Source organism: Pseudomonas sp. TH07 (assembly GCF_016651285.1).
Lineage (GTDB): Bacteria > Pseudomonadota > Gammaproteobacteria > Pseudomonadales > Pseudomonadaceae > Aquipseudomonas.
The window spans coordinates 3,907,477-3,929,717 of record NZ_JAEKED010000001.1; the positions used below are offsets into that span (position 1 = coordinate 3,907,477).

Genomic DNA, 22,241 nt, shown 5'->3' on the forward strand with positions numbered 1-22,241 from the left:
GGGAAAAGCATTTGCTACCATCCAGAACTTTTACGGATTTGCCCCGGGGTTTAAACAACATGACAGCCGTTCGCAGCAAAATTTGTGGGATTACCCGCATAGAGGATGCGCTGGCGGCGGTCGAAGCCGGGGCTGATGCCATCGGCCTGGTGTTTTACGCCAAGAGCCCAAGGGCGGTCACGGTGCAGCAGGCGCGGTCGATCATTGCCGCGTTGCCGCCGTTTGTGACCACTGTTGGGCTGTTCGTCAACGCCAGCCGTTGCGAGCTGGGGGAGATTCTCGATGCGGTGCCCCTGGATCTGCTGCAGTTTCATGGCGATGAGTCGCCGGCCGATTGTGATGGCTACCATCGGCCCTACATCAAGGCGCTGCGGGTCAAGGCCGGGGATGATATCGCCGGCCTTTGCGCGACCTATGCAAAGGCCAGCGGGATTTTGCTGGACACCTATGTCGAGGGCGTACCCGGTGGAACCGGTGAAGCCTTCGACTGGTCACTCGTACCGCAGGGCCTGAGCAAACCGATCATCCTTGCTGGCGGTTTGACTGCGCAGAATGTGGCCCGGGCGATTGCCCAGGTGCGCCCCTACGCGGTGGATGTCAGTGGTGGGGTGGAGCAGGGCAAGGGCATCAAGGACCAGGCAAAGATTCGCGCATTTATGCAGGCCGTGCGCGGCAGCAGTGAGTCGATGTGACGGCTGGCAGTCTGCCGCCGTCCATAACTCCACTGTACAAAACAGGTGGGCACTGTCTTCGGACAGGCCGAAGTCGAAGTGGCAACCGCTCTGTTGCGGGCTGTCGGGATGGCTGAGGAGCAGTTCGCTACAGGCAGGTCGAGCCTCGTGCTGACCGCGGTAGCGCACCGATCATCGCCGCACACATGAATTTAGCTCAAGGGCATACGCGGGGCTGCGAACCAGAGCGTTCGGGCCGCCGGTACTGGAGAAAGAAAGCATGAGCAACTGGTTAGTAGACAAACTGATCCCTTCGATCATGCGTTCCGAGGTGAAGAAAAGCTCGGTGCCTGAAGGTCTTTGGCACAAGTGCCCGTCCTGCGAGGCGGTGCTGTATCGGCCGGAGCTGGAAAAAACCCTGGATGTTTGCCCTAAGTGCAATCACCACATGCGTATCGGTGCTCGCGCCCGTATCGACATTTTCCTCGATGCCGAAGGCCGTGCCGAACTGGGCGCCGACCTGGAGCCGGTGGATCGCCTGAAGTTTCGCGATGGCAAGAAGTACAAGGATCGCCTGACTGCTGCACAGAAGCAGACCGGCGAGAAGGACGCGCTGATCTCCATGAGCGGCACCCTGCTGGGCATCCCGGTGGTGGTTTCGGCCTTTGAGTTCTCCTTCATGGGCGGCTCCATGGGTGCCATCGTCGGTGAGCGTTTTGTTCGTGCCGCCAACTACGCCCTGGAAAACAAATGCCCGATGATCTGCTTCGCCGCCTCCGGTGGTGCGCGGATGCAGGAAGCGCTGATCTCCCTGATGCAAATGGCCAAGACCTCTGCGGTACTGGCGCGTCTGCGCGAAGAAGGTATCCCGTTCATCTCCGTGCTGACCGACCCGGTCTACGGTGGTGTGTCGGCGAGCCTGGCGATGCTGGGTGATGTGATCGTTGCCGAGCCCAAGGCCCTGATCGGTTTCGCCGGTCCGCGGGTTATCGAGCAGACCGTGCGTGAAAAGCTGCCAGAAGGCTTCCAGCGCAGTGAGTTCCTGCTGGAGCACGGCGCGATCGACATGATCATCGCCCGTCAGGAACTGCGCCCACGTCTGGGCAATCTGCTGGCGCAATTGATGGGGCTGCCGACGCCTGAGTTCGTTGCTGCACCTGTCGAGCCGATCGTGGTTCCGCCGGCTCCAGCCAACCTATGACCCAACGTACCCTTGGCGAATGGCTCGCCTACCTCGAGCAGTTGCATCCGTCGGCCATCGACATGGGGCTCGCGCGCTCGCAAGAGGTAGCGTCCCGTATGGGATTGGGCAAGCCGGCGCCTCGGGTGATTACGGTGACCGGTACCAACGGCAAGGGTTCGACCTGTGCGTTCGTGGCGTCCCTGCTGCGAACCCAGGGTTTGCGAGTAGGGGAGTACAACTCGCCACACCTGTTGCGTTACAACGAGCGGGTGCAGATCGATGGCGTCGAAGCCAGCGATGCCGAGCTGTGCGAAGCCTTTGCCGCGGTCGATGCCGGGCGTGGCGAGATTTCCCTGACCTATTTCGAGGTGGGCACCCTGGCAGCCTTCTGGCTGTTCCAGCGTGCCGGGCTTGATGCGGTGGTGCTGGAGGTCGGCCTGGGTGGGCGCCTGGACACGGTCAACCTGGTGGATGCGGATCTGGCGCTGGTGACCAGTATTGGTGTCGATCACGTTGACTATCTTGGCGATACCCGTGAGTCCGTGGCCTTCGAGAAGGCCGGGATCTTCCGCCAGGGCGCGCCCGCGCTGTGTGGGGATCTCAATCCGCCACAGCCACTGCTGGACAAGGCGCGTGAGCTCAATTGCCCATTCTTCCTGCGTGGGCGCGATTTTGACCTGGGTATGACCGAGCAGCACTGGCAGTGGCGCGGCCTCGATCTTTCGGGTGCCCCGGTGGAGCTGCACGATTTACCGTTGCTCGATCTGCCCATGGAAAACGCTGCCCTGGCCTTGCAGGCCTATTTGCTGACGGGCCTACCTTGGCAGCCAGAGCGGATAGTGGCTGCCTTGCGCCAGACCCGGGTGGTCGGTCGCCTGGATCGTCGGCAGTTCGAGTGGCAAGGCAAGCGCCTTAATCTGCTGCTGGATGTGGGCCACAACCCCCACGCCGCGCAGTACCTGGCCGAACGCCTGGGCCGTCGGCCGCTGGCTGGCAAGCGTCTGGCGGTGTTTGGTCTGCTGGCGGATAAAGACCTGGCTGGCGTGGTTGAGCATCTGCATCCGCAAGTCGAAACCTGGGCGGTGGCCCCTCTGGATTGCCCTCGGGCGCGTCCGGTTGCGGATTTGCAGGCGGCGCTGGAGAACCTTGGGGCTCGCGTAACGTCCTATGACAGCGTTGCTGCCGCTTTGGAAGGGCAGTGCGCGCTTGCAACGGCAGAGGATGAAATCCTGCTGTTCGGATCTTTTTATTGTGTTGCCGAGGCGCTTGAGTGGCTCGCCCGGCGCTCCACGGAGGAAGCTGCACATGGCTATGCTGGATAACGTCTACAAGCAGCGAATGGTTGGAGCTCTGGTTCTGGTGGCACTGGCGGTGATCTTCCTGCCCATGCTGTTTTCCCGCGAAGATGAGCAGCGTCATGTCAGCGTCGAGGCGCCTGCCGCGCCGCAAGCGCCTGTCATGCCTCAGGTGCAGGTCGAGCCGGTTGTGGTTCCCGAGCCGCAAGCGCTGCCCCAGGAGCCGATTCCGAGCGATGACGAGGTGGTGCAGCAGTCCGCACCGTCTGCGCCGATTGTGCCCAGTGCACCGGCGATCCCTGTTGCACCACCGACAGCTGCGATCAAGCCAGCTCCAGCGCCGGTCGCGCCCAAGCCTACACCTGCTCAATCTGTTGCCAGCACACGGCCGGACACCAGCCAGAGCCGGATCGATGCCAATGGCCTGTCGTTGAGTTGGTCGGTGCAACTGGCCAGCCTGTCCAGCCGCGAAAGCGCTGAAAACCTGCAGAAAACCCTGCGCAGTCAAGGCTATAACGCCTATATCCGTTCCGCCGATGGCAAGAACCGGGTATTCGTCGGTCCGCTGATCGAGCGTGCCGAAGCTGATCGCCTGCGTGACTTGCTGGGTCGCCAGCAGAACCTCAAGGGGTTTGTGGTGCGTTTTCAGCCTGAGCGTGGTTAAGGCTATCTGCTTGATTTGAAAAGCACAGTGAATCGCAGCTTACCGACAGCCAAGCGCTCTGCTAAAATGCGCCGCCTTATCCGTCTGTAGGCTGCACTGTGCCATTTACCTGGGTTGATTGGGCGATCGTTGCAATAATCGCCATCTCCGCGTTGATCAGTCTGAGCCGCGGCTTCGTCAAAGAAGCACTGTCGCTGCTGACCTGGATTATCGCTGGAGTCGTTGCCTGGATGTTCGGTGGCTCACTGTCCGAGTACCTCGCCGGATACATCGAAACACCTTCGGCTCGCGTGATCGCGGGCTGTGCCATCATGTTTGTCGCCACCTTGCTGGTAGGCGCAATGATCAACTTTCTTATCGGCGAATTGATTCGCGTCACCGGCCTCTCCGGGACCGATCGATTTCTCGGCATGGCCTTTGGCGCCGCGCGTGGCGCGTTGCTGGTGGTCGTGGCGGTCGGGCTTTTGAGCCTGGGGCCGGTACAACAGGATTCCTGGTGGCAGCAGTCGCGACTGGTGCCACAATTTCTATTGGTTGCAGACTGGTCGAAGAACCTCATATTGGGGTGGAGCAGTCAGTGGCTGGCCAGCGGTATCAGCGTACCCGCTGATATTCCGTTCAAGGAGCACCTCTTACCGGCCAAAACGCCTCAGTAAGATGTGTTCAGTTCAGTTTCATTAAGTAGGGGTTGCGTCGCATGTGTGGCATCGTCGGTATCGTCGGTAAGTCGAACGTCAATCAGGCGCTGTATGACGCGCTAACCGTCCTCCAGCACCGCGGCCAGGACGCTGCCGGTATCGTGACCAGCCATGATGGCCGGTTATTCCTGCGCAAGGACAATGGTCTGGTCCGTGATGTATTCCATCAACGGCATATGCAGCGCCTGGTCGGCCACATGGGCATCGGCCATGTGCGCTATCCAACCGCAGGCAGCTCGACTTCGGCCGAAGCTCAACCGTTTTACGTCAACTCGCCGTACGGCATCACCCTGGCGCATAACGGTAACCTGACCAACGTTGAACAGCTGGCCAAGGAGATTTACGAATCCGACCTGCGCCACGTCAACACCAACTCCGACTCCGAAGTCCTGCTCAACGTGTTCGCTCACGAGCTGGCCCAGCGCGGCAAGTTGCAGCCGACCGAAGAAGACGTGTTCGCGGCCGTGACTGACGTGCACAACCGCTGCGTCGGTGGTTACGCAGTCGTGGCCATGGTGACCGGTTACGGCATCGTCGGTTTCCGCGACCCGCACGGCATCCGCCCGATCGTTTTCGGCCAGCGTCACACTGACGAAGGCGTCGAGTACATGATCGCCTCGGAAAGCGTTTCCCTGGACGTGCTGGGTTTCACCCTGATCCGCGACCTGGCACCGGGTGAAGCGGTCTACATCACTGAAGACGGCAAGCTGCACACCCGCCAGTGCGCGACCAACCCGCAACTGACCCCGTGCATCTTCGAGCATGTGTACCTGGCGCGCCCGGATTCGATCATCGACGGCGTCTCGGTGTACAAGGCGCGCCTGCGCATGGGCGAGAAGCTGGCCGAGAAGATCCTGCGCGAGCGTCCTGAGCATGACATCGACGTGGTTATCCCGATCCCGGATACCAGCCGTACCGCTGCGCTCGAGCTGGCTAACCACCTGGGTGTGAAGTTTCGCGAAGGCTTCGTGAAGAACCGCTACATCGGCCGGACCTTCATCATGCCGGGCCAGGCTGCGCGGAAAAAATCCGTACGCCAGAAGCTCAACGCCATCGAGCTGGAATTCCGCGGCAAGAACGTGATGCTGGTGGACGACTCGATCGTGCGCGGCACCACCTGCAAACAGATTATCCAGATGGCTCGCGAAGCCGGCGCGAAAAACGTCTACTTCTGCTCCGCAGCGCCAGCCGTGCGCTACCCGAACGTGTACGGCATCGACATGCCGAGCGCTCACGAGCTGATTGCGCACAATCGTTCGACCCAGGACGTAGCTGACCTGATCGGTGCCGATTGGCTGATCTACCAGGACCTGCCGGACCTGATCGAAGCGGTCGGCGGCGGCAAGATCAAGATCGAGCATTTCGACTGTGCAGTGTTTGACGGCAAGTACGTCACGGGCGACGTCGATGAGGCCTATCTGAACAAGATCGAAAACGCGCGTAACGATGCCTCCAAGGTCAAGACCCAGGCGGTCAGCGCGATCATCGATCTGTACAACAACTGATTCAGAGCATTTAGAAGACTTGAGGAGTAGGCGGCATGAGTCAGGATTGGGATGCCGGTCGGCTGGACAGCGACCTTGATGGCGTAGCTTTCGACACCCTGGCCGTACGTGCCGGCCAGCACCGTACGCCGGAAGGCGAGCACGGTGACCCGATGTTCTTCACCTCAAGCTATGTGTTCCGTACGGCCGCCGATGCGGCCGCGCGGTTCGCTGGCGAAGTGCCAGGCAACGTCTATTCGCGCTACACCAACCCGACCGTGCGTGCCTTCGAAGAGCGCATCGCCGCCCTGGAAGGTGCCGAGCAGGCGGTGGCCACGGCTACCGGCATGGCTGCCATTCTGTCGGTGGTGATGAGTCTGTGCAGCGCGGGCGATCATGTGCTGGTGTCGCGTAGCGTATTCGGCTCGACCATCAGTCTGTTTGAAAAGTACTTCAAGCGTTTTGGCATCGAAGTCGATTACGTGCCCCTGGCGGACCTGTCCGGCTGGGATGCGGCAATCAAGGCCAATACCAAATTGCTGTTTGTCGAATCACCGTCCAATCCCCTGGCAGAGCTGGTGGATATCGCCGCGCTGGCCGAAGTGGCTCACGCCAAGGGTGCGATGCTGGTGGTCGACAACTGTTTCTGCACGCCTGCGTTGCAACAGCCATTGAAGCTGGGTGCCGACGTGGTGGTGCATTCGGCGACCAAGTTCATCGACGGCCAGGGCCGTTGCATGGGCGGCGTGGTGGCCGGCCGTGGTGAGCAGATGAAAGAAGTGGTGGGTTTCCTGCGTACCGCAGGGCCGACCCTGAGTCCGTTCAATGCCTGGATCTTCCTCAAGGGGCTCGAAACCCTCAGCCTGCGCATGCGTGCCCACTGCGCCAATGCCTTGGCCTTGGCGCAGTGGCTGGAGCAGCAGGATGGCATCGAGAAGGTGCACTACGCCGGCCTGCCAAGCCATCCGCAATATGAGCTCGCCAAGCGTCAGCAGCGTGGATTCGGGGCGGTGGTCAGTTTTGAAGTCAAGGGTGGCAAAGACGGTGCCTGGCGCTTTATCGATGCCACGCGCCTGATCTCTATTACCGCCAACCTGGGTGACAGCAAAACGACCATCACTCACCCGAGCACCACCTCTCACGGTCGCCTGGCGCCGCAGGAGCGTGAAGCGGCGGGCATTCGCGACAGTCTGATCCGGGTCGCTGTGGGGCTCGAAGACGTTGCCGACCTGCAAGCCGACCTGGCTCGCGGCCTGGCCGCCTTGTGATCGAGTTGTCCTCGCAGCAGGGCAGTGCCAATGGTCGCGTTGCGCTGGTCACCGGCGCGGCACGGGGCATTGGCCTGGGGATCGCCGCCTGGCTGATCAGCGAGGGCTGGCAAGTGGTATTGACCGACCTTGATCGCGCGCGCGGCGCCAAGGTGGTCGAGGTCATGGGGGAGAGCGCCTGCTTTATCGCCATGGATGTCTCGGACGAAAAGCAGGTGGCCCAGGGTGTGGCGCAAGTGCTCGGCCAGTTTGGTCGGCTCGATGCGCTGGTGTGCAACGCGGCCGTGGCCGATCCGCGCAATATCACCCTGGAAAGCCTCGATCTGGCGTACTGGAACCGTGTACTGGCGGTGAACCTCAGTGGGCCGATGCTGTTGGCCAAGCACTGTGCGCCTTACCTGCGCGCTCACGGTGGCGCCATCGTCAATCTGGCCTCGACCCGCGCCGGCCAGTCCGAGCCCGATACCGAGGCTTACGCGGCGAGTAAGGGTGGGTTGCTGGCCTTGACCCATGCCTTGGCTATCAGCCTGGGTCCGGAAATCCGCGTCAATGCGGTCAGTCCGGGCTGGATCGACGCACGTGACCCGGCAGCGCGCCGTGCGCAGCCGTTGAGTGATCTTGATCATGCTCAGCACCCCGCGGGCAGGGTCGGGACGGTCGAGGACGTTGCGGCGATGGTGGCCTGGCTGTTGTCGAAGAACGCCGGGTTCGTCACGGGCCAGGAGTTCGTGGTCGACGGCGGCATGACCAAGAAAATGATTTATCAGGAATAAGAGCAGCGACAAGCTTTTAGCTGCAAGCGGCAAGCAGGGGTGAGCAGTATCCCTTGTTGCTGCTTTTTCTTGCAGCTTGAAGCTAGCTGCTCTCAGCTGTTTTTGAAAAAAACTCCAACGCTGCTATTGACTTAGCTTCGGTATCTGCGTAAATTTCGCGGCCTCAACGAAGCAAAGGGTGATTAGCTCAGCTGGGAGAGCATCTGCCTTACAAGCAGAGGGTCGGCGGTTCGATCCCGTCATCACCCACCACTTCTTGAGTGTCTTTCGAAAGAAAGGCGGAAGCTTCCAAGGAAGCCTCCAACCGACGCGCAGCGGTAGTTCAGTCGGTTAGAATACCGGCCTGTCACGCCGGGGGTCGCGGGTTCGAGTCCCGTCCGCTGCGCCATATTTTCCAAGTCAGGTTCGCCTGGCTTGAGATTGAAAAGCCTCGAAGCTGATCAGTCCGACGATTTAAAAGGTTCAAATGGACGCAAGTCCAAGCGATACGCAGCGGTAGTTCAGTCGGTTAGAATACCGGCCTGTCACGCCGGGGGTCGCGGGTTCGAGTCCCGTCCGCTGCGCCATATCTGCCTCAAGGCCCACTGAACGCCTTGAAGCTACGAAGACGCCACAGGTGCTTCGGATTGATAGCAAAGACCCTGGTCGAAAGACCGGGGTTTTTTGTTTTCGATATTTGGAATGTCAGTCGCGTTTTTTGGTTCTGCCGCACACATGAAAACCCCGCCTGTTTGGCGGGGTTTTTTGTGGGAGTTTAGAAACCGTATTTGTCCCGCAGGCTGTAGTACCAGGCGCCCAGGGCGGTAAATGGAGTGCGCAGCAGCTGACCGCCAGGGAAGGGGTAGTGCGGCAGGTCGGCAAAGGCGTCAAAGCGCTCTGCCTGGCCGCGCAGGGCTTCGGCCAGGACCTTGCCCGCCAGGTGGGTGTACGTCACGCCGTGGCCGCTACAGCCCTGGGAGTAATAGATGTTGTCGCCCAGGCGTCCGACTTGTGGCAGTCGCGAGAGGGTCAGCAGGAAGTTGCCGGTCCAGGCGTAATCGATCTTGACGTTTTGGAGTTGGGGGAAGGCCTTGAGCATCTTCGGTCGGATGATGGCTTCGATATTGGCCGGGTCGCGGGCGCCGTAGACCACGCCGCCGCCGAAGATCAGGCGCTTGTCCGCAGAAAGGCGGTAGTAGTCCAGCAGGTAATTGCAGTCTTCGACGCAATAGTCCTGGGGCAGCAGGCTGTTCGCCAGTTCGTCGCTCAAGGGTTCGGTGGTGATGACCTGGGTGCCGCAAGGCATGGACTTTGCGGCCAGTTCCGGAATCAGGTTGCCCAGATAGGCATTGCCCGCGACGATGATGAACTTGGTCCTGACCTTGCCCTGTGGCGTGTGCACCACCGGATTGGCGCCGCGCTCGATGCGCAGGGCCGGGGATTGCTCATAAATAGTGCCGCTCAGGGACTCCACGGCTGCCGCTTCGCCCAGGGCCAGGTTCAGCGGGTGGATGTGCCCGCCACTCATGTCGAGCATGCCGCCCAGGTATTGATCACAGGCCACGACTTCGCGGATGCGGCGTTGGTCCAGCAGTTCCAGTTGGCTATGGCCGTAGCGCTCCCACAAGCGCTTCTGCGACTCCAGGTGGTCCATCTGCTTGCTGGTCAGGGCGGCAAACACGCCGCCGTCCTTCAGGTCGCACTGAATGTGGTACTTGGCCACGCGTTCGCGAATGATCCTTGCGCCCTCAAAGGCCATTTGCCCTAGCAGCTGCGCCTGCTTGGGGCCGACGCTGCGTTCGATCACATCGATATCGCGGCTGTAGCTGTTGACGATCTGCCCGCCATTGCGGCCCGAGGCGCCAAAGCCGACTTTGGCCGCCTCCAGTACTGTTACGCGAAAACCGTTTTCCAGTAGAAACAACGCGCTCGACAAACCGGTATAGCCGGCACCGATCACACAGACATCGGTTTCTACCTCGCCCTGCAGTGAAGGGCGTTCTGGCACGGCGTTGGCCGACGCTGCGTAATAGGATTCTGGGTAGGGAGTGTTCGCCATCCTGCAGCCTCTGTTTAATATATTTTACGAGTGCGCCGATCGTACCTGAGTTGAAAATCGGCTGCCAGCCGCTGATAAAGTCTTGCTCGCCACTAAAAAATTAAATAATTCGCATATTCATAGGCTTAGCTGCAAAAAAGGTGTTGACACCCCTCCGGAATTCCGTAGAATGCCGCCTCACAGCAGGCACGTAGCTCAGTTGGTTAGAGCACCACCTTGACATGGTGGGGGTCGTTGGTTCGAGTCCAATCGCGCCTACCAAACAAAATCCGCTCTGCTGGGCGGTCTAGAAGGGCTCACCGAAAGGTGGGCCCTTTTTTGTTGTCTGGGATTTGCAAAGCCCTCATTCATTGATTTCCCCATTGGCATTCGCTACCAATCACCGGGATTGGAGCAGAGCCGCCTTTATGGCGGCTCTGGTCGATGGTGGTCAGTCCTGGGGGATGAATGTCGGGCCGGCAAACGACCTTACAGCGTTGCCCCGCTCGACCTTGTGGTGGGAGTCCCGGCGCTGCAGGCGCAGGGTGTTGTGGGCTTCCTGCTCAAGGCCTGCGAGGCGCTGCTGAATCAGCAGCACTGCCAGGCGCTTGTTGTCGTGCTGGCTGCGCCCGGACTGGACCTTGACGCTGATCCCTGAAGCCAGGTGAGTGGCGCGCACCGCCGAGTCGGTCTTGTTCACATGCTGGCCGCCGGGTCCTGAAGAGCGCATGGTTTCGAAGCGTATCTGGCTCTCCTGGTTGCCTTGCGGGGCGTTGAAGACCTGGCCGGCGAAGAACCAGTTCTTGCGCTTGTGCCCGGGTCGGTAATGGCTCTTGCAGCTCCAGAGCAGGGTGCCGGTCCAGCGTCCGGCAAGCGCCTTGGCATTGTCGCCATCAAGGCCGACCAGTACCGACTTGCAGGTGCCGTTATGCCAGCCGGGTTCGCGCTCTATCACGCACAGACTGACCGCCTGGGTTTCGGCTTCGTCATGCAGCCTTTGCAGGGCCTTGGTCACGGCCAATTCACACTCGGCCGGCCCCTGTGCCGATGACAGCTGTAACAGAACCATCAGCAGCACCCCCGGCGTTTGTAGGTCAGCACCGGCTTGAGTCGCGCGATGATGTGCAGCAGGCCTGCGTCACGCAGGCTGCCGACCACGCTGTCGATGGCCTTGTAGGCTTCTGGAGCCTCTTCGTACATCAGGGCGCGATCTTCGCAGATCACTCGGCTGCCGAGGCTGGTGCGCTTGAGCTGATCGAAGCTGAAGCGCGCCGCCAGGCGACCCTTGCAGTCGCCGCGAATCCACTTCCTGCCGGCGCCATGGGCCAGGGAGTACAGGCTGCTGGCAAGCGGGATGGGCTGCACCAGGTAGCTGTAGTCACCGCGGGAGCCGGGGATGACCACCACGCCCTGATCGGACGGTGTGGCGCCCTTGCGGTGGATCCAGCCGGCTTCGCCGTCGACGCTGCCGGGCGATACCAGGTTGTGGTTGATATCCAGCGCGCTGCGGCCTTTCGCCCGCAGATTGACCAGGATGCGCTCCGCAATCAGCCGGCGGTTGGCTTCGGCAAAGCGCAGGGCTTCGTCATGGCGTTGCAGGTAGTCGACGCCGGCCGGGCTGTCGACCGCGATACCGGCATGGCCGTGTTGATCGACATGCCGGCGCAGAATGGCTTCGCCCAGGCCGCGCGAGCCGCTGTGAACCAGCATCAGCAGCGAGCGCCGGTCCAGGCCCAGGGTGTCCATGGCATCGCTGTCATGAACCTCGTCGATCTGTTGCAGCTCGGCGAAATGATTGCCGCCGCCGATGGTGCCCAGGGAGTGTTCGTGGCCGGTGGCGGCCAGCGCCAACTGCGCCAGTTCCTCCTGCCATTGCTCATCCAGGGCGGTGTCGATGTTGCCGATTTTCTTTTCCAGCTTATCCAGGTTCAGTCGGGCGCTCGGGATGTCCGTCTGCCACAGCGTCATGCCGCAACCGATGTCATTGCCCACCAGTGCCGGGTAAAGGGTTTCGCTGGAAAAGAAGGCTGCACCTACCGGATAGCCGCGACCTGGGTGCAGGTCAGGCATGCCGACCACGCGGCGCATGCCGGGCAGTTGTGCAGTCGTTTGAAGTTGCTGGATCGCTTTGTCTTCGATCCAGGTGCTGTCGGAGGCGATAAGTGATACGCCGGCCGACAAATTGCGGATGCAATTGTCCATGTCCAATTCCTGATTGGAGAAAATATTCAGGTAAGTGGCAGGGCGGATCCGGAGTAAGCGAGGCGCTAGAAACTAGCGGGTATAGCGTTTAAACCAGGCACGTCCTGCAAAGAGCGATCAGGTATTTCATGGTGGATCTCCTTTGCGAAAGTGTGGGAAGGGCGCGCAGATTAATCCGCGTTCGCGAATCTGGCAATGGTTGTCGCGGATTTTTGTCGGTGGGCGGCTGTTCCGGGCGAGACCCGGGGTTGGAAAAGGGCACGTTTGGGACGGCGCAGGGTCCTAATCGTGTTGCGTCATGAATGAGGAATTCCATGGACAAGTTTGGAGAACGGTTGAAAGAGGAGCGCAAGGCGCTTGGTCTTTCCCAGCAAGAGTTCGGTGCCATTGGCGGGGTTGAGGCCAATGCCCAGGGTCGTTACGAGAGCGGCGAGCGGCTGCCCAAGTCGGATTATCTGATGGCGGTGGGGCGCAAGGGCGTGGATTTGCTGTATGTCCTGACCGGTGAGCGTTCGAAGCTGTCGGACGGCCAACTGAGTGCGGAGGAAAGCCGGATCATCGAGCATTACCGCAGCCTGGGCGAGGACGATCAGGAGGCCATCGCCCAACTGGCCTCATCCCTGGCGGAGTGCTGAGCGCGGGTCGCCAGGGGTTTTTCTGGCTGTGTGGTATCTGCCGGCTCCAGGGTGGGCGATACTCTCGGTTTTTCAGCACGAGGTAGCATCATGCGGGTGTTAATGGCGATGATCGCCGCGGCGTTGCTTGCGGGATGCGCGAGTTCGGCAATGAATGAAGCGCGCTCCAAGAGTCCTTCGCGGGTGCTCTCTTCGGCCAAGGCCGATCAACTGGTAGCGCAGTGCGTGCAGTTTGCCTGGCAGGACGAGGCGGTCTTCGGCGTCGATGCTGCTGCCTATCTGGAGCCACGCAAAGGCGGTGGGTACACGGTCTATACGCGTTCCGCGGAGTCCTTTGCCGATATCCAGGTGCAGGCTTCGGGCACCAGCGTCAGTTACTACGCGCTTCACGACGACTGGATCGCCAAGCGCAGGCTCGCGGCCCTGGGTACGTGCTTGTAACGCGTCGCAGGACCCAAAGGCGTCTCGGTTGAGGCGCCTTTTTTATGCCTGATGCAATGGGGGGCTTCACCGCGTCATCTGTTGCGAAGTTTTAATCAGTTGTGAACATTGGTAAGCGGGGGCTGCGTAAGCCGGGTCGGGGGTTGTAGGCTCGCCCCTTGAATTTACCTGAATGGACGCAGCCGATGTTTGTGATGAATGCCCTGGTTCCGGAGATGCTCGTCAGTGACTTGCAGCGGAGTCTGACGTTTTACCGCGATGTGCTGGGGTTCAAGGTCGAATACGAGCGTCCGGAGCACCTGTTTGCCTTTTTGTCGTTCCATGGCAGCCAGCTGATGTTGGAGCAGGACGATGGCGAAACGTCCCCATGGCGCGTCGGTCCACTGGAGCAGCCGTTTGGGCGCGGTATGAACCTGTCGATCGAATGCCCTGACCTTGCAGTGTTGGTTCAAGCCCTGGCCGACGCCGGTTACCCATTGCGCAAGGAAATCGAGGAGCGCTGGTATCGCCACGATGCCCTGTTGCATGGGGAACTGAACTGTTTGCTGCTCGATCCTGATGGTTATCTGTTGCGCTTCACTCAGGACCTGGGGTTCAAGCCAGTGGAGGGCGGGGCTGCCTAGGAAAGCTGGCTGAAGGCTTTGCAGACCGTGTCGCGATTGGTTTTGTACTCAGCCTGCTGCACCGGAATGATGCCGAATTCATCGCTGATGATGGAGAGGGCGCGGTGCAGGAAGTCGACATTAGCCCTGGAGCGGAACGTGAAAATGCCACGCTTGACCTGGTACAGGCCTTCTGTGGAGCACGCGGCAACGGTTCTCATCGCATTCGGGTCATTGGTGATCAGCAGATAAGCGAACTCTTGCATCAAACTGCTCCTGGTTCATAAGGCATCGACTGGCGTCGTTGACGCTGGCTGACTCGCGTACGTGCGATAGCTGAAAGCTACTCCTGCGACAGCGCCATGCGTTACTGGGCATTTATACAAAGGTGGCTAATTGCCGGTGGTGCAGGCAGCCGCGTGCCTTGGGCGCAAAAGGACAGGGCCTTGCGCTTTTCAGGTCGAGTTGCAGGAAGGGGGCGCTAGCGAAGCAGGGAGGGAATGAGACTGAGTCCAGCGCCAGCCATTGTGGTCAGACAAAGGGCTGGCAACTCATCAAGCTCAAGGTGTTTCGCGTTTGTCCGGAGCGGTAAGCCCGGCCTGGATCCGTTGATAGATCTCTTCACGGTGTACGGCTACGTCTTTGGGGGCGTTGATGCCGATCCGGACTTGCTGGCCGCTGACGCCCAGGATGGTGATCGTAATGTCGTCACCGATGTTTATGCTTTCACCGACTTTGCGGGTGAGTATCAGCATGAGCTTCTCCTTGATTGCGTAGTAGGGCACCTGATTTCAGACAGTGCAGATATCGGTCGTATGTATAGATTAGTGCGAAGTTCCACTGAGTGGGTGCCTCTTTTCTGACGCGCAGACGATGTATTAATTCCCAGGGTGCAACTATACAGAGGCGATAAACATGATTCTCCCTGTTTCGGCCTGTTTTTGTGGCAGTGACCTGGCAGCCGGCAGTGTTAAAATCGCCGCCTCAGAATTTTAAGGGGTAGGTTGTGCGCACAGTAGCGATGATGGTTGCGGTATTGGCCTTGGCTGGCTGCGGCGAAGGCAAGGTGGCAGACGCCGGCAATAAGCCCGCTGCGCCGGCCCAGGCCCAACAGGTACAAGAGGCGGCGACCCCGCAGTGGGACGTGCTGGTGGGTAGCGATCTGCCGCAGGCGGTGAGCGATATGACCGGCTGGCTGATCGAGCACGGCATCATCTCTAGCGTGGTGATGCAGGACGGCAAGCAATTGATTCTGGTTGGGCCGTTCAACTCCCAGGCTGAAGCCGAGGCGAAAAAGGCCGAGCTCGAGGAGAAGTTGGCCAAGGCCAAGAAGCGCAACGTCAATGCAACGGTGATCGAGCACCGGGCAACGCAGTGAGCTTGAAGGGGCTGACGACAGGCACGGTCGGCAACCTCGCCTGAAAGGTTGGATCCAGGCCTCGCAGAACCGGCGAGGCCTTGGCGCTGAAGGCTAGCCGCAGGCTTTCAGATCCACCGGGCCAACAAAATCGTTACCGTGGCCCATCACGCAGCCCACGCTTTGATTGCGCTGGCGTTCCCAGGCCTGGACCGGGTAGGTCTTGTTCCAGGCTTCATACAGCTGGCGGTCCTGCTTGGACAGGTTCAGACCGTATTGCTTGCTCATGTAGAAATAAGTACGGGCGATCATTCCGCGAATCGAAGGGCGCGGCATGACCTTCTTCGCCTTGAAATCGACCTGGGTCAGGCATGAGCCGTATTGCCCGGTTTTCTCCGGCAGCCAGCCAAAGCTGAAGTTATTGCGGTCGCCATTCACCTCGCCGATGCTCGGCACCAGGTTGTGCAGGTCTGCCTCGGCGCGCTGGTAGATCTTGTCGGTGCGGGTGCAGTTCTTGCGTCCGCCCTGTTGCCAGCATTGGCGCTGGTGGCCAATCTGCCAGGCCGGGACAATGTGCTCCCACTCGATACGGGCTGCGCGATTGGCGTTCTTGCGCGGTATGTAACCGCACGCCGCAAGGTCCACCCGATTGCCGTTGTATTTACAGCCACAGTAGAACTCGGTGGATTGCGGGGCGTAGAGCTTCCAGGCGACCTTTTTCGCTTGGCTGAACGTACTTGGCGCATCGGCTTGGGCATTGAGGGCAACGCAGAACAGCAAAAAAACCAGACAGCGGACAATCATCGACTCAATCTTCCTTCGGCACGACCCAGAAAATCTGCACGCCGCCGTCGTCCCGATAGGCCAGGGTGACGTTGTCGTTTTCAGCAATTTCCTCCAATAGACGCGCCCATTCGTCCGCAGGCTCATCTTCAAGGCGGAAGATCAGTGCGGCTTTGGCCTTTTGTGCGGTAGGGGAGTTGATGATTTTTTGAACGCGTAGCCCCATCCGTTCGTAGGAGCCTGGCGGGGTATTGCTTGCAGCAGAAGACTTGGCCACGGAGTAATCCTTATTAAGCTGTACGTGCGTACAGTATTTAACTGTAGGCAATTTCGCAACTGCTTAAAATTCAAGAAAATCTTCTGACAGCACTTTTTCCGATTTGTCTGAAATCGTGGGGATTTTTTATTGCGGCGGGCGGGAGGAGGGGTGTGCCGCTTGCCCGGGCGTGCAAGCGGCAGGGTGCCCGACCAGGGAAGGTCGGGCGAGTGCTATCAGTATTCCCAGAACATCCGTTGCAGCTCTTTGCTGTCCTGAGTCTTGGTCAGGGCAACCATGGCCAGGATGCGGGCTTTCTGTGGATTCAGATCATGGGCGACGACCCAGTCGTACTTGTCGTCAGGCTGTTCTGCGTTGCGCAGGACAAAGCCGCCGGCATTGACGTGGGACGAGCGAATGATCTGCACGCCATTCTTGCGCAGTTCCTGCAGGGCCGGCACAACCCGCGAAGACACCGAACCGTTGCCGGTGCCGGCGTGGATGATGGCTTTGGCGCCGCCTTGGGCCAGGGCTTTGTAGGCGGTGTCGCTCACGTTGCCGTAGCCGTAGGCGATTTCGACGTCAGGCAGGCTCTTGATGTTCTTGATGTCGAATTCCGAATCCATGGTGTGGCGCTTGGCTGGCAGGCGGAACCAGTAGGATTTGCCTTCGACCACCATGCCCAGCGGGCCCCATGGGCTCTTGAAGGCTTCGGTCTTGATGTTGATCATTTTGCTGACATCACGACCCGACTGGATCTCGTCGTTCATGGTGACCAGTACGCCCTTGCCGCGAGCGTTCTTGCTGCCGGCAACAGCCACGGCGTTGTACAGGTTGAGCATGCCGTCAGCCGACATGGCGGTGCCTGGACGCATGGAGCCGACCACGACGATTGGCTTGTCGGTTTTTTCCACGAGGTTGAGGAAGTAGGCGGTTTCTTCCAGGGTGTCGGTACCGTGGGTGATCACGATGCCATCGACGTCCTTGCTGTCGGCCAGTTCGGCGACACGACGGCCCAGTTGCAGCAGGTTGTCGTTGGTGATGCTTTCGGAGGCGATCTGCATGACTTGCTCGCCACGTACGTTGGCCAGCGTGCTCAGTTCCGGAATCCCGGCGATCAGTTGTTCGATACCCACCTTGGCGGCCTGGTAAGTGGCGCTGTTGGCGGCGCTGGCGCCAGCGCCGGCAATGGTGCCGCCGGTGGCAAGGACCACGACGTTGGCCAGTTTCTGTTGGGTCTCGGCTTCTTTTGCTTGCAGTGCAGTAGGCAGGAGCAGGAGCAGGGCCAAAGCGCCCGGAACGAAGGTATTGAAGGCAGATTTCATTATTTTCTCTCTAGTGGTGAGACGGTGCTGGTGCAAGTTCATCTAGAAACACCCCGGCGGCAGATCTGAATGCCGTGGGGCGATGAGGAGGGAGCAGGATCTGTACCAGCGTCACATTGGCTCGGTAAGTATTTTAAGTTACTGATTTATATCAATTTTATTTCAGTTGTTATTTGATCGACGTGGAACCTTGTCCGGGTTTCCGAACATTTGGCGATTGCTTTGTTCGGCAATCCGAAAACGGCCCGTGTCCGCTAATAGCGTTTTGCCACAGGCTAAAGAATCGGCCTGGCCGGTCGATGCCGTTCAAAGGATATTTTTTCAGGAGTTCACATGTCTTTTTCAATCGGTTTCCCAAGTGCCGGTGCGATCACCATCAATGGCAAGTCGCCGGCCACCATCGACGCGTTGAGCAAGGCGACTGCCGATACGGCGTCACAGGTCCTGGGCACCGATGACCAGGACAAGGTCAAGGCGGGTGGGGCGTCGCAGGCTGAAGAAGGTTCTGCCCAAGGTTCCGATGGCGGTGGCAACAGCATCGTGGTGCAGATACTGCTCAAGCGCATGCAGGAGTTGCAGGAGCAGCTCAAGCAACAGCAGCAACAACTGGCAGCGGCCCAGGCGGCCAACTATCCGACTCCCGAAGCGAAGCAGACCATGGTGATGGCGGTTCAAGGTCAGATTGCCGATACCAATGGCGCGCTGCTGGACGTCTCGGGCCGTTTGGTCACGGAGCTGAGCAAAGGCTCATCCTCCGGCTCAGTGATTAGCACCACCGCCTGAAAAAGTGCCAGTGCCGACCCTCGAAAGAGGGTTTTCGGCATGTTGGAGCGGGGGTGTCGAGGATTCTCCGACGATAGGGTTATGCGTTGACAAAACGCCGTAGCGTTCGCATAGTTGATTTCCGCAAACGTTTGCGAGGTATTCAAGGGGTGACTTTCATTCCTTGAAGCGCGCGTTGATTGCCGTTGTCAGCGGTGGCGATCGTCAAAGCTTCTAACCTTGCAGGCGCTGCTCACAATAATCATAAGATCGGAGTCAATCCATGAAGCTGCCATTTGCTGGACGTCTTCTCGCTGTCGCTATCCTGGCCGCGGCATCCGCTGCGCTTCCTTTCTCTTCGGCCTACGCCGATACCGCTCAAAAACCCAAGGTCGCCCTGGTCATGAAGTCCCTGGCCAACGAGTTCTTCCTGACCATGGAAGATGGCGCCAAGGCTTATCAGAAAGAACATCCCGCCGATTTCGACCTGGTCTCCAACGGCATCAAGGACGAAACCGACACCGCCAACCAGATCCGTATCGTCGAGCAGATGATCGTGTCCAAGGTCAACGCCCTGGTGATTGCCCCGGCTGATTCCAAGGCCATGGTGCCGGTGATCAAAAAAGCCATGGATGCCGGCATCACCGTGATCAACATCGACAACCAGCTCGATCCGGCAGTGCTCAAGAGCAAAAACATCAGCGTGCCTTTTGTCGGGCCTGATAACCGCAAGGGTGCGCGGCTGGTGGGCGAGTACCTGGCCAAACAATTGAAGGCCGGTGATGAGGTCGGGATCATCGAAGGCGTGTCCACCACCACCAACGCGCAGCAGCGTACCGCTGGCTTCAAGGACGCGATGGAGGCGGCCCAGGTCAAGGTGGTTTCCCTGCAGTCCGGTGATTGGGAAATCGACGCCGGCAACCGCGTGGCGTCGGCCATGCTCAGCGAGTACCCGAATATCAAGGCGCTGCTGGCCGGCAATGACAGCATGGCCGTCGGTGCGGTTTCGGCAGTGCGTGCAGCAGGCAAGGCGGGCAAGGTCCAGGTGGTGGGCTACGACAACATCAACGCGATCAAGCCGATGCTCAAGGACGGCCGAGTACTGGCGACAGCCGACCAGTTTGCCGCCAAGCAGGCGGTGTTCGGCATCGAGACTGCGTTGAAAATCCTCAAGGGCGAGAAGGTCGACAGCGGCACCAACGGCGTCATCGAAACTCCGGTTGAACTCGTCACCAAGTAGTCATTCTGGCGGCACAACGGCGTCCGTCCACAGGGGCGGGCGCATGGAGAGTTTCCTATGTCAGTTTCCGCTGCGAACGCTGTCCTGACGGTCAGCGGTATCGGCAAGACCTACGTCCAACCGGTCCTGACCGGCATCGATCTGACGCTGATGCGCGGTGAGGTGCTGGCACTGACCGGTGAAAACGGCGCCGGCAAAAGCACCCTGTCGAAAATCATCGGTGGCCTGGTTACGCCCACCACCGGGCAGATGCAGTTCAATGGCCAGGCGTATCGCCCTGGCAGCCGCACTCAGGCCGAAGACCTGGGTATTCGCATGGTCATGCAAGAGCTCAACCTGCTGCCGACCCTGTCGGTTGCGGAAAACCTGTTTCTCGACAACCTGCCCAGTCGCGGCGGATGGATCAGCCGCAAGCAATTGCGCAAGGCGGCGATCGAGGCCATGGCCCAGGTCGGGCTGGACGCCATCGACCCCGACACCCTGGTCGGCGAACTCGGCATCGGGCACCAGCAAATGGTGGAAATCGCCCGCAACCTGATCGGCGATTGCCATGTGCTGATTCTCGACGAACCGACCGCGATGCTCACCTCGCGGGAAGTCGAAATGCTGTTCGAGCAAATCACCCGCCTGCAAGCCCGGGGCGTGTCGATCATTTACATCTCCCATCGCCTGGAAGAACTGGCGCGGGTGGCAAAGCGCATTGCGGTGTTGCGCGACGGTTGCCTGGTCTGTGTCGAGCCCATGGCCAATTACAACAGCGAGCAACTGGTCAACCTGATGGTGGGGCGCGAGTTGGGCGAACACATCGACCTGGGACCACGACAGATTGGCGGCCCGGCGTTGACGGTGAAGGGGCTGAGCCGTTCGGACAAGGTGCATGACGTTTCCTTCAGCGTGCGCAGTGGCGAGATTTTCGGGATTTCCGGTCTGATCGGGGCCGGGCGTACCGAGCTGTTGCGTCTGATCTTCGGCGCGGATAAAGCCGACAGCGGTACGGTGGCCTTGGGTACGGCGGAGCAGGTGGTGAGCGTTCGCTCGCCTGCCGATGCGGTGGCCCATGGTATTGCCTTGATCACCGAGGACCGCAAGGGCGAGGGGCTGCTGTTGAGCCAGTCGATCGGAGCGAATATCGCCCTGGGCAACATGCCGGCTATTTCCAGTGCCGGGCTGGTCAACGGCCAGAGCGAGGCACGGCTGGCACAACGGCAGATCGATGCCATGCGTATCCGCAGCTCCGGACCGGCACAACTGGTCAGCGAGCTTTCGGGCGGCAACCAGCAGAAGGTGGTCATCGGCCGCTGGTTGGAGCGCGATTGTTCGGTACTGCTGTTTGATGAGCCGACTCGCGGCATCGACGTCGGCGCCAAGTTCGATATCTATGCCTTGCTCGGCGAGTTGACGCGCCAGGGCAAGGCGCTGGTGGTGGTTTCCAGTGATCTGCGCGAGCTGATGTTGATCTGTGATCGCATCGGTGTGCTGTCCGCCGGGCGCCTGATCGACACCTTCGAGCGCGACAGCTGGACCCAGGATGAATTGCTTGCCGCCGCATTTGCCGGCTATCAAAAACGTGATGCGTTGCTCAATGAAGCGGCGCCTAGGAATGCACCATGAAAACTGCACCTGCAACCGGCAAGCGTGCCGGCAACTATTACGGCCTGGGGACTTACCTCGGCCTGGCGGGCGCCTTGCTGGCGATGATCATCCTGTTCTCGACCCTGAGCAGTCATTTTCTGTCCTATGACACCTTCAGCACCCTGGCCAACCAGATTCCCGACCTGATGGTGCTGGCGGTGGGCATGACCTTCGTACTGATCATCGGCGGCATCGACCTGTCGGTGGGTTCGGTGCTGGCCCTGGCGGCGTCGACTGTCAGCGTGGCGATTCTCGGCTGGGGCTGGAGCGTGCTGCCTGCCGCCTTGTTGGGCATGGCCTGCGCGGCGCTGGCCGGAACCATCACCGGTTCGATCACCGTGGCCTGGCGCATTCCGTCCTTTATCGTGTCCCTCGGCGTGCTGGAAATGGCCCGGGGTGTGGCCTACCAGATGACCGGTTCGCGAACTGCCTACATCGGCGATGCCTTTGCCTGGCTGTCGAATCCGATTGCCTTTGGCATTTCTCCCTCGTTTATCATTGCCCTGTTGATTATTTTCGTCGCCCAGGCAGTGCTGACGCGTACCGTGTTCGGTCGCTACCTGATCGGTATCGGCACCAACGAAGAAGCGGTGCGCCTGGCGGGGATCAACCCCAAGCCTTACAAGATCCTGGTGTTCAGTCTGATGGGGTTGCTGGCTGGCGTGGCGGCACTGTTCCAGATTTCACGCCTGGAGGCGGCGGACCCGAATGCGGGCTCCGGCCTGGAGTTGCAGGTCATCGCTGCGGTGGTGATTGGCGGCACCAGCCTGATGGGTGGGCGTGGTTCGGTGATCAGCACCTTCTTCGGCGTTTTGATTATCTCTGTGCTGGCTGCAGGTCTTGCGCAAATCGGCGCGTCTGAGCCGACCAAACGCATCATCACCGGCGCGGTCATCGTGATTGCCGTGGTGCTGGATACTTATCGCAGTCAGCGTGCACTTCGGCGGGTTTGA

At 60.1% G+C, this 22,241-nt stretch carries 24 protein-coding genes and 4 tRNA genes; 20 read left to right on the forward strand and 8 right to left on the reverse strand.

Translation table 11 applies throughout. The features are described 5' to 3' along the window. The first annotated feature begins 59 nt into the window (after nt 1-59). The 11 genes from JFU57_RS18155 (at nt 60) to JFU57_RS18205 (ending at nt 8,602) form a co-directional block, all read left to right on the forward strand. Entirely contained in the window at nt 60-692 is a 633-nt protein-coding gene (locus JFU57_RS18155) for a phosphoribosylanthranilate isomerase (protein ID WP_201130276.1), read from the forward strand. Nucleotides 693-951: 259 nt separating this feature from the next. Next, entirely contained in the window at nt 952-1,872 is a 921-nt protein-coding gene (accD, locus tag JFU57_RS18160; protein ID WP_078474017.1) for an acetyl-CoA carboxylase, carboxyltransferase subunit beta, read from the forward strand. Beyond that, complete coding sequence (gene folC, locus JFU57_RS18165; protein WP_201130277.1) at nt 1,869-3,176, forward strand: bifunctional tetrahydrofolate synthase/dihydrofolate synthase; 1,308 nt, start codon at nt 1,869-1,871, stop codon at nt 3,174-3,176. Before accD ends, folC begins: the two co-directional genes overlap by 4 nt. Then, nucleotides 3,160-3,813 carry an SPOR domain-containing protein gene (locus JFU57_RS18170; protein ID WP_201130278.1) on the forward strand — a complete coding sequence of 218 codons (654 nt, stop codon included), beginning with the start codon at nt 3,160-3,162 and terminating at the stop codon, nt 3,811-3,813. Before folC ends, JFU57_RS18170 begins: the two co-directional genes overlap by 17 nt. Nucleotides 3,814-3,911: 98 nt before the next feature. Next, entirely contained in the window at nt 3,912-4,469 is a 558-nt protein-coding gene (locus tag JFU57_RS18175) for a CvpA family protein (protein WP_020297838.1), read from the forward strand. 41 nt (nt 4,470-4,510) lie between these two features. Then, nucleotides 4,511-6,016, forward strand: a complete 1,506-nt coding sequence (gene purF / locus JFU57_RS18180) for an amidophosphoribosyltransferase (protein WP_078474020.1) — start codon at nt 4,511-4,513, stop codon at nt 6,014-6,016. A 35-nt stretch (nt 6,017-6,051) separates the two neighbouring features. Continuing rightward, nucleotides 6,052-7,263, forward strand: coding sequence for an O-succinylhomoserine sulfhydrylase (locus JFU57_RS18185; RefSeq protein WP_078474021.1), 1,212 nt, complete (start codon nt 6,052-6,054; stop codon nt 7,261-7,263). Between the two features lie 5 nt (nt 7,264-7,268). Then, nucleotides 7,269-8,036, forward strand: coding sequence for an SDR family oxidoreductase (locus JFU57_RS18190; protein WP_207202425.1), 768 nt, complete (start codon nt 7,269-7,271; stop codon nt 8,034-8,036). Between the two features lie 176 nt (nt 8,037-8,212). Then, nucleotides 8,213-8,288 (forward strand) — tRNA-Val (locus tag JFU57_RS18195). Nucleotides 8,289-8,347: 59 nt separating this feature from the next. After that, a tRNA-Asp gene (locus JFU57_RS18200) sits at nt 8,348-8,424 on the forward strand. A 101-nt stretch (nt 8,425-8,525) separates the two neighbouring features. Further along, a tRNA-Asp gene (locus tag JFU57_RS18205) sits at nt 8,526-8,602 on the forward strand. A 188-nt stretch (nt 8,603-8,790) separates the two neighbouring features. Here JFU57_RS18205 and JFU57_RS18210 read toward each other — a convergent pair. Then, entirely contained in the window at nt 8,791-10,074 is a 1,284-nt protein-coding gene (locus tag JFU57_RS18210; RefSeq protein ID WP_201130280.1) for an NAD(P)/FAD-dependent oxidoreductase, read from the reverse strand. A 184-nt stretch (nt 10,075-10,258) separates the two neighbouring features. Between JFU57_RS18210 and JFU57_RS18215 the strand changes: the two genes are divergently transcribed. Further along, a tRNA-Val gene (locus tag JFU57_RS18215) sits at nt 10,259-10,335 on the forward strand. 169 nt (nt 10,336-10,504) lie between these two features. On the opposite strand, the gene prfH is transcribed toward JFU57_RS18215, so the two are convergent. Continuing rightward, nucleotides 10,505-11,122, reverse strand: coding sequence for a peptide chain release factor H (gene prfH / locus JFU57_RS18220; protein ID WP_201130281.1), 618 nt, complete (start codon nt 11,120-11,122; stop codon nt 10,505-10,507). Then, nucleotides 11,122-12,255, reverse strand: a complete 1,134-nt coding sequence (locus JFU57_RS18225) for an RNA ligase RtcB family protein (RefSeq protein WP_201130282.1) — start codon at nt 12,253-12,255, stop codon at nt 11,122-11,124. The genes prfH and JFU57_RS18225 overlap by 1 nt, the downstream gene beginning before the upstream one ends. A gap of 314 nt (nt 12,256-12,569) precedes the next feature. On the opposite strand from JFU57_RS18225, the gene JFU57_RS18230 reads away from it, so the two are divergent. From JFU57_RS18230 to JFU57_RS18240, 3 genes are all read left to right on the forward strand, one after another. After that, nucleotides 12,570-12,890 (forward strand): helix-turn-helix domain-containing protein, encoded by a 321-nt coding sequence (locus tag JFU57_RS18230; RefSeq protein WP_020300185.1) that lies wholly within the window; start codon nt 12,570-12,572, stop codon nt 12,888-12,890. A 90-nt stretch (nt 12,891-12,980) separates the two neighbouring features. Then, nucleotides 12,981-13,331 (forward strand): hypothetical protein, encoded by a 351-nt coding sequence (locus tag JFU57_RS18235; RefSeq protein ID WP_078474025.1) that lies wholly within the window; start codon nt 12,981-12,983, stop codon nt 13,329-13,331. A gap of 185 nt (nt 13,332-13,516) precedes the next feature. Then, nucleotides 13,517-13,954, forward strand: coding sequence for a bleomycin resistance protein (locus tag JFU57_RS18240; protein ID WP_201130283.1), 438 nt, complete (start codon nt 13,517-13,519; stop codon nt 13,952-13,954). Here the strand turns inward: JFU57_RS18240 and JFU57_RS18245 are convergent. Both JFU57_RS18245 and csrA read right to left on the reverse strand, forming a co-directional pair. Beyond that, the gene (locus tag JFU57_RS18245; RefSeq protein WP_020300182.1) at nt 13,951-14,199 is read right to left on the reverse strand and encodes a hypothetical protein; all 249 of its coding nucleotides are present in this window, start codon (nt 14,197-14,199) and stop codon (nt 13,951-13,953) included. The genes JFU57_RS18240 and JFU57_RS18245 overlap by 4 nt on opposite strands. Nucleotides 14,200-14,493: 294 nt before the next feature. Continuing rightward, a complete protein-coding gene (gene csrA / locus JFU57_RS18250; protein WP_007920550.1) occupies nt 14,494-14,688 on the reverse strand; it encodes a carbon storage regulator CsrA in 195 nt (64 codons plus the stop codon). Between the two features lie 266 nt (nt 14,689-14,954). On the opposite strand from csrA, the gene JFU57_RS18255 reads away from it, so the two are divergent. Then, on the forward strand, nt 14,955-15,311 hold the full coding sequence (locus JFU57_RS18255; RefSeq protein WP_201132145.1) for an SPOR domain-containing protein: 357 nt from the start codon (nt 14,955-14,957) through the stop codon (nt 15,309-15,311). Between the two features lie 93 nt (nt 15,312-15,404). Here JFU57_RS18255 and JFU57_RS18260 read toward each other — a convergent pair whose 3' ends face one another. The 3 genes from JFU57_RS18260 to JFU57_RS18270 all read right to left on the reverse strand — a co-directional run bounded on the left by JFU57_RS18260 (nt 15,405) and on the right by JFU57_RS18270 (nt 17,654). Then, nucleotides 15,405-16,094: an endonuclease gene (locus JFU57_RS18260; RefSeq protein WP_020300180.1), complete on the reverse strand. Its 690-nt coding sequence runs from the start codon at nt 16,092-16,094 to the stop codon at nt 15,405-15,407. Nucleotides 16,095-16,098: 4 nt separating this feature from the next. Further along, nucleotides 16,099-16,350, reverse strand: coding sequence for a DUF1654 domain-containing protein (locus JFU57_RS18265; protein ID WP_078474028.1), 252 nt, complete (start codon nt 16,348-16,350; stop codon nt 16,099-16,101). A 215-nt stretch (nt 16,351-16,565) separates the two neighbouring features. After that, a complete protein-coding gene (locus JFU57_RS18270) occupies nt 16,566-17,654 on the reverse strand; it encodes an asparaginase (protein WP_020300178.1) in 1,089 nt (362 codons plus the stop codon). A 333-nt stretch (nt 17,655-17,987) separates the two neighbouring features. Between JFU57_RS18270 and JFU57_RS18275 the strand changes: the two genes are divergently transcribed. From JFU57_RS18275 to JFU57_RS18290, 4 genes are all read left to right on the forward strand, one after another. Further along, nucleotides 17,988-18,437, forward strand: a complete 450-nt coding sequence (locus JFU57_RS18275; RefSeq protein WP_201130284.1) for a hypothetical protein — start codon at nt 17,988-17,990, stop codon at nt 18,435-18,437. Between the two features lie 262 nt (nt 18,438-18,699). Continuing rightward, complete coding sequence (locus JFU57_RS18280) at nt 18,700-19,656, forward strand: sugar ABC transporter substrate-binding protein (protein ID WP_201130285.1); 957 nt, start codon at nt 18,700-18,702, stop codon at nt 19,654-19,656. Nucleotides 19,657-19,713: 57 nt separating this feature from the next. Then, nucleotides 19,714-21,267 (forward strand): sugar ABC transporter ATP-binding protein, encoded by a 1,554-nt coding sequence (locus tag JFU57_RS18285; RefSeq protein WP_201130286.1) that lies wholly within the window; start codon nt 19,714-19,716, stop codon nt 21,265-21,267. Beyond that, nucleotides 21,264-22,241, forward strand: a complete 978-nt coding sequence (locus JFU57_RS18290) for an ABC transporter permease (protein ID WP_020300173.1) — start codon at nt 21,264-21,266, stop codon at nt 22,239-22,241. Before JFU57_RS18285 ends, JFU57_RS18290 begins: the two co-directional genes overlap by 4 nt.

Excerpts from the sequence above, each read along its gene's own strand:
- JFU57_RS18155 (WP_201130276.1), top strand. The coding sequence starts at position 60 with ATGACAGCCGTTCGCAGCAAAATTTGTGGGATTACCCGCATAGAGGAT.
- accD (WP_078474017.1), top strand. The coding sequence starts at position 952 with ATGAGCAACTGGTTAGTAGACAAACTGATCCCTTCGATCATGCGTTCC.
- folC (WP_201130277.1), top strand. The coding sequence starts at position 1,869 with ATGACCCAACGTACCCTTGGCGAATGGCTCGCCTACCTCGAGCAGTTG.
- JFU57_RS18170 (WP_201130278.1), top strand. The coding sequence starts at position 3,160 with ATGGCTATGCTGGATAACGTCTACAAGCAGCGAATGGTTGGAGCTCTG.
- purF (WP_078474020.1), top strand. The coding sequence starts at position 4,511 with ATGTGTGGCATCGTCGGTATCGTCGGTAAGTCGAACGTCAATCAGGCG.
- JFU57_RS18185 (WP_078474021.1), top strand. The coding sequence starts at position 6,052 with ATGAGTCAGGATTGGGATGCCGGTCGGCTGGACAGCGACCTTGATGGC.
- JFU57_RS18210 (WP_201130280.1), bottom strand. The coding sequence starts at position 10,074 with ATGGCGAACACTCCCTACCCAGAATCCTATTACGCAGCGTCGGCCAAC.
- prfH (WP_201130281.1), bottom strand. The coding sequence starts at position 11,122 with ATGGTTCTGTTACAGCTGTCATCGGCACAGGGGCCGGCCGAGTGTGAA.
- JFU57_RS18225 (WP_201130282.1), bottom strand. The coding sequence starts at position 12,255 with ATGGACAATTGCATCCGCAATTTGTCGGCCGGCGTATCACTTATCGCC.
- JFU57_RS18230 (WP_020300185.1), top strand. The coding sequence starts at position 12,570 with ATGGACAAGTTTGGAGAACGGTTGAAAGAGGAGCGCAAGGCGCTTGGT.
- JFU57_RS18235 (WP_078474025.1), top strand. The coding sequence starts at position 12,981 with ATGCGGGTGTTAATGGCGATGATCGCCGCGGCGTTGCTTGCGGGATGC.
- JFU57_RS18240 (WP_201130283.1), top strand. The coding sequence starts at position 13,517 with ATGTTTGTGATGAATGCCCTGGTTCCGGAGATGCTCGTCAGTGACTTG.
- JFU57_RS18245 (WP_020300182.1), bottom strand. The coding sequence starts at position 14,199 with ATGCAAGAGTTCGCTTATCTGCTGATCACCAATGACCCGAATGCGATG.
- csrA (WP_007920550.1), bottom strand. The coding sequence starts at position 14,688 with ATGCTGATACTCACCCGCAAAGTCGGTGAAAGCATAAACATCGGTGAC.
- JFU57_RS18255 (WP_201132145.1), top strand. The coding sequence starts at position 14,955 with ATGATGGTTGCGGTATTGGCCTTGGCTGGCTGCGGCGAAGGCAAGGTG.
- JFU57_RS18260 (WP_020300180.1), bottom strand. The coding sequence starts at position 16,094 with ATGATTGTCCGCTGTCTGGTTTTTTTGCTGTTCTGCGTTGCCCTCAAT.
- JFU57_RS18270 (WP_020300178.1), bottom strand. The coding sequence starts at position 17,654 with ATGAAATCTGCCTTCAATACCTTCGTTCCGGGCGCTTTGGCCCTGCTC.
- JFU57_RS18275 (WP_201130284.1), top strand. The coding sequence starts at position 17,988 with ATGTCTTTTTCAATCGGTTTCCCAAGTGCCGGTGCGATCACCATCAAT.
- JFU57_RS18280 (WP_201130285.1), top strand. The coding sequence starts at position 18,700 with ATGAAGCTGCCATTTGCTGGACGTCTTCTCGCTGTCGCTATCCTGGCC.
- JFU57_RS18285 (WP_201130286.1), top strand. The coding sequence starts at position 19,714 with ATGTCAGTTTCCGCTGCGAACGCTGTCCTGACGGTCAGCGGTATCGGC.
- JFU57_RS18290 (WP_020300173.1), top strand. The coding sequence starts at position 21,264 with ATGAAAACTGCACCTGCAACCGGCAAGCGTGCCGGCAACTATTACGGC.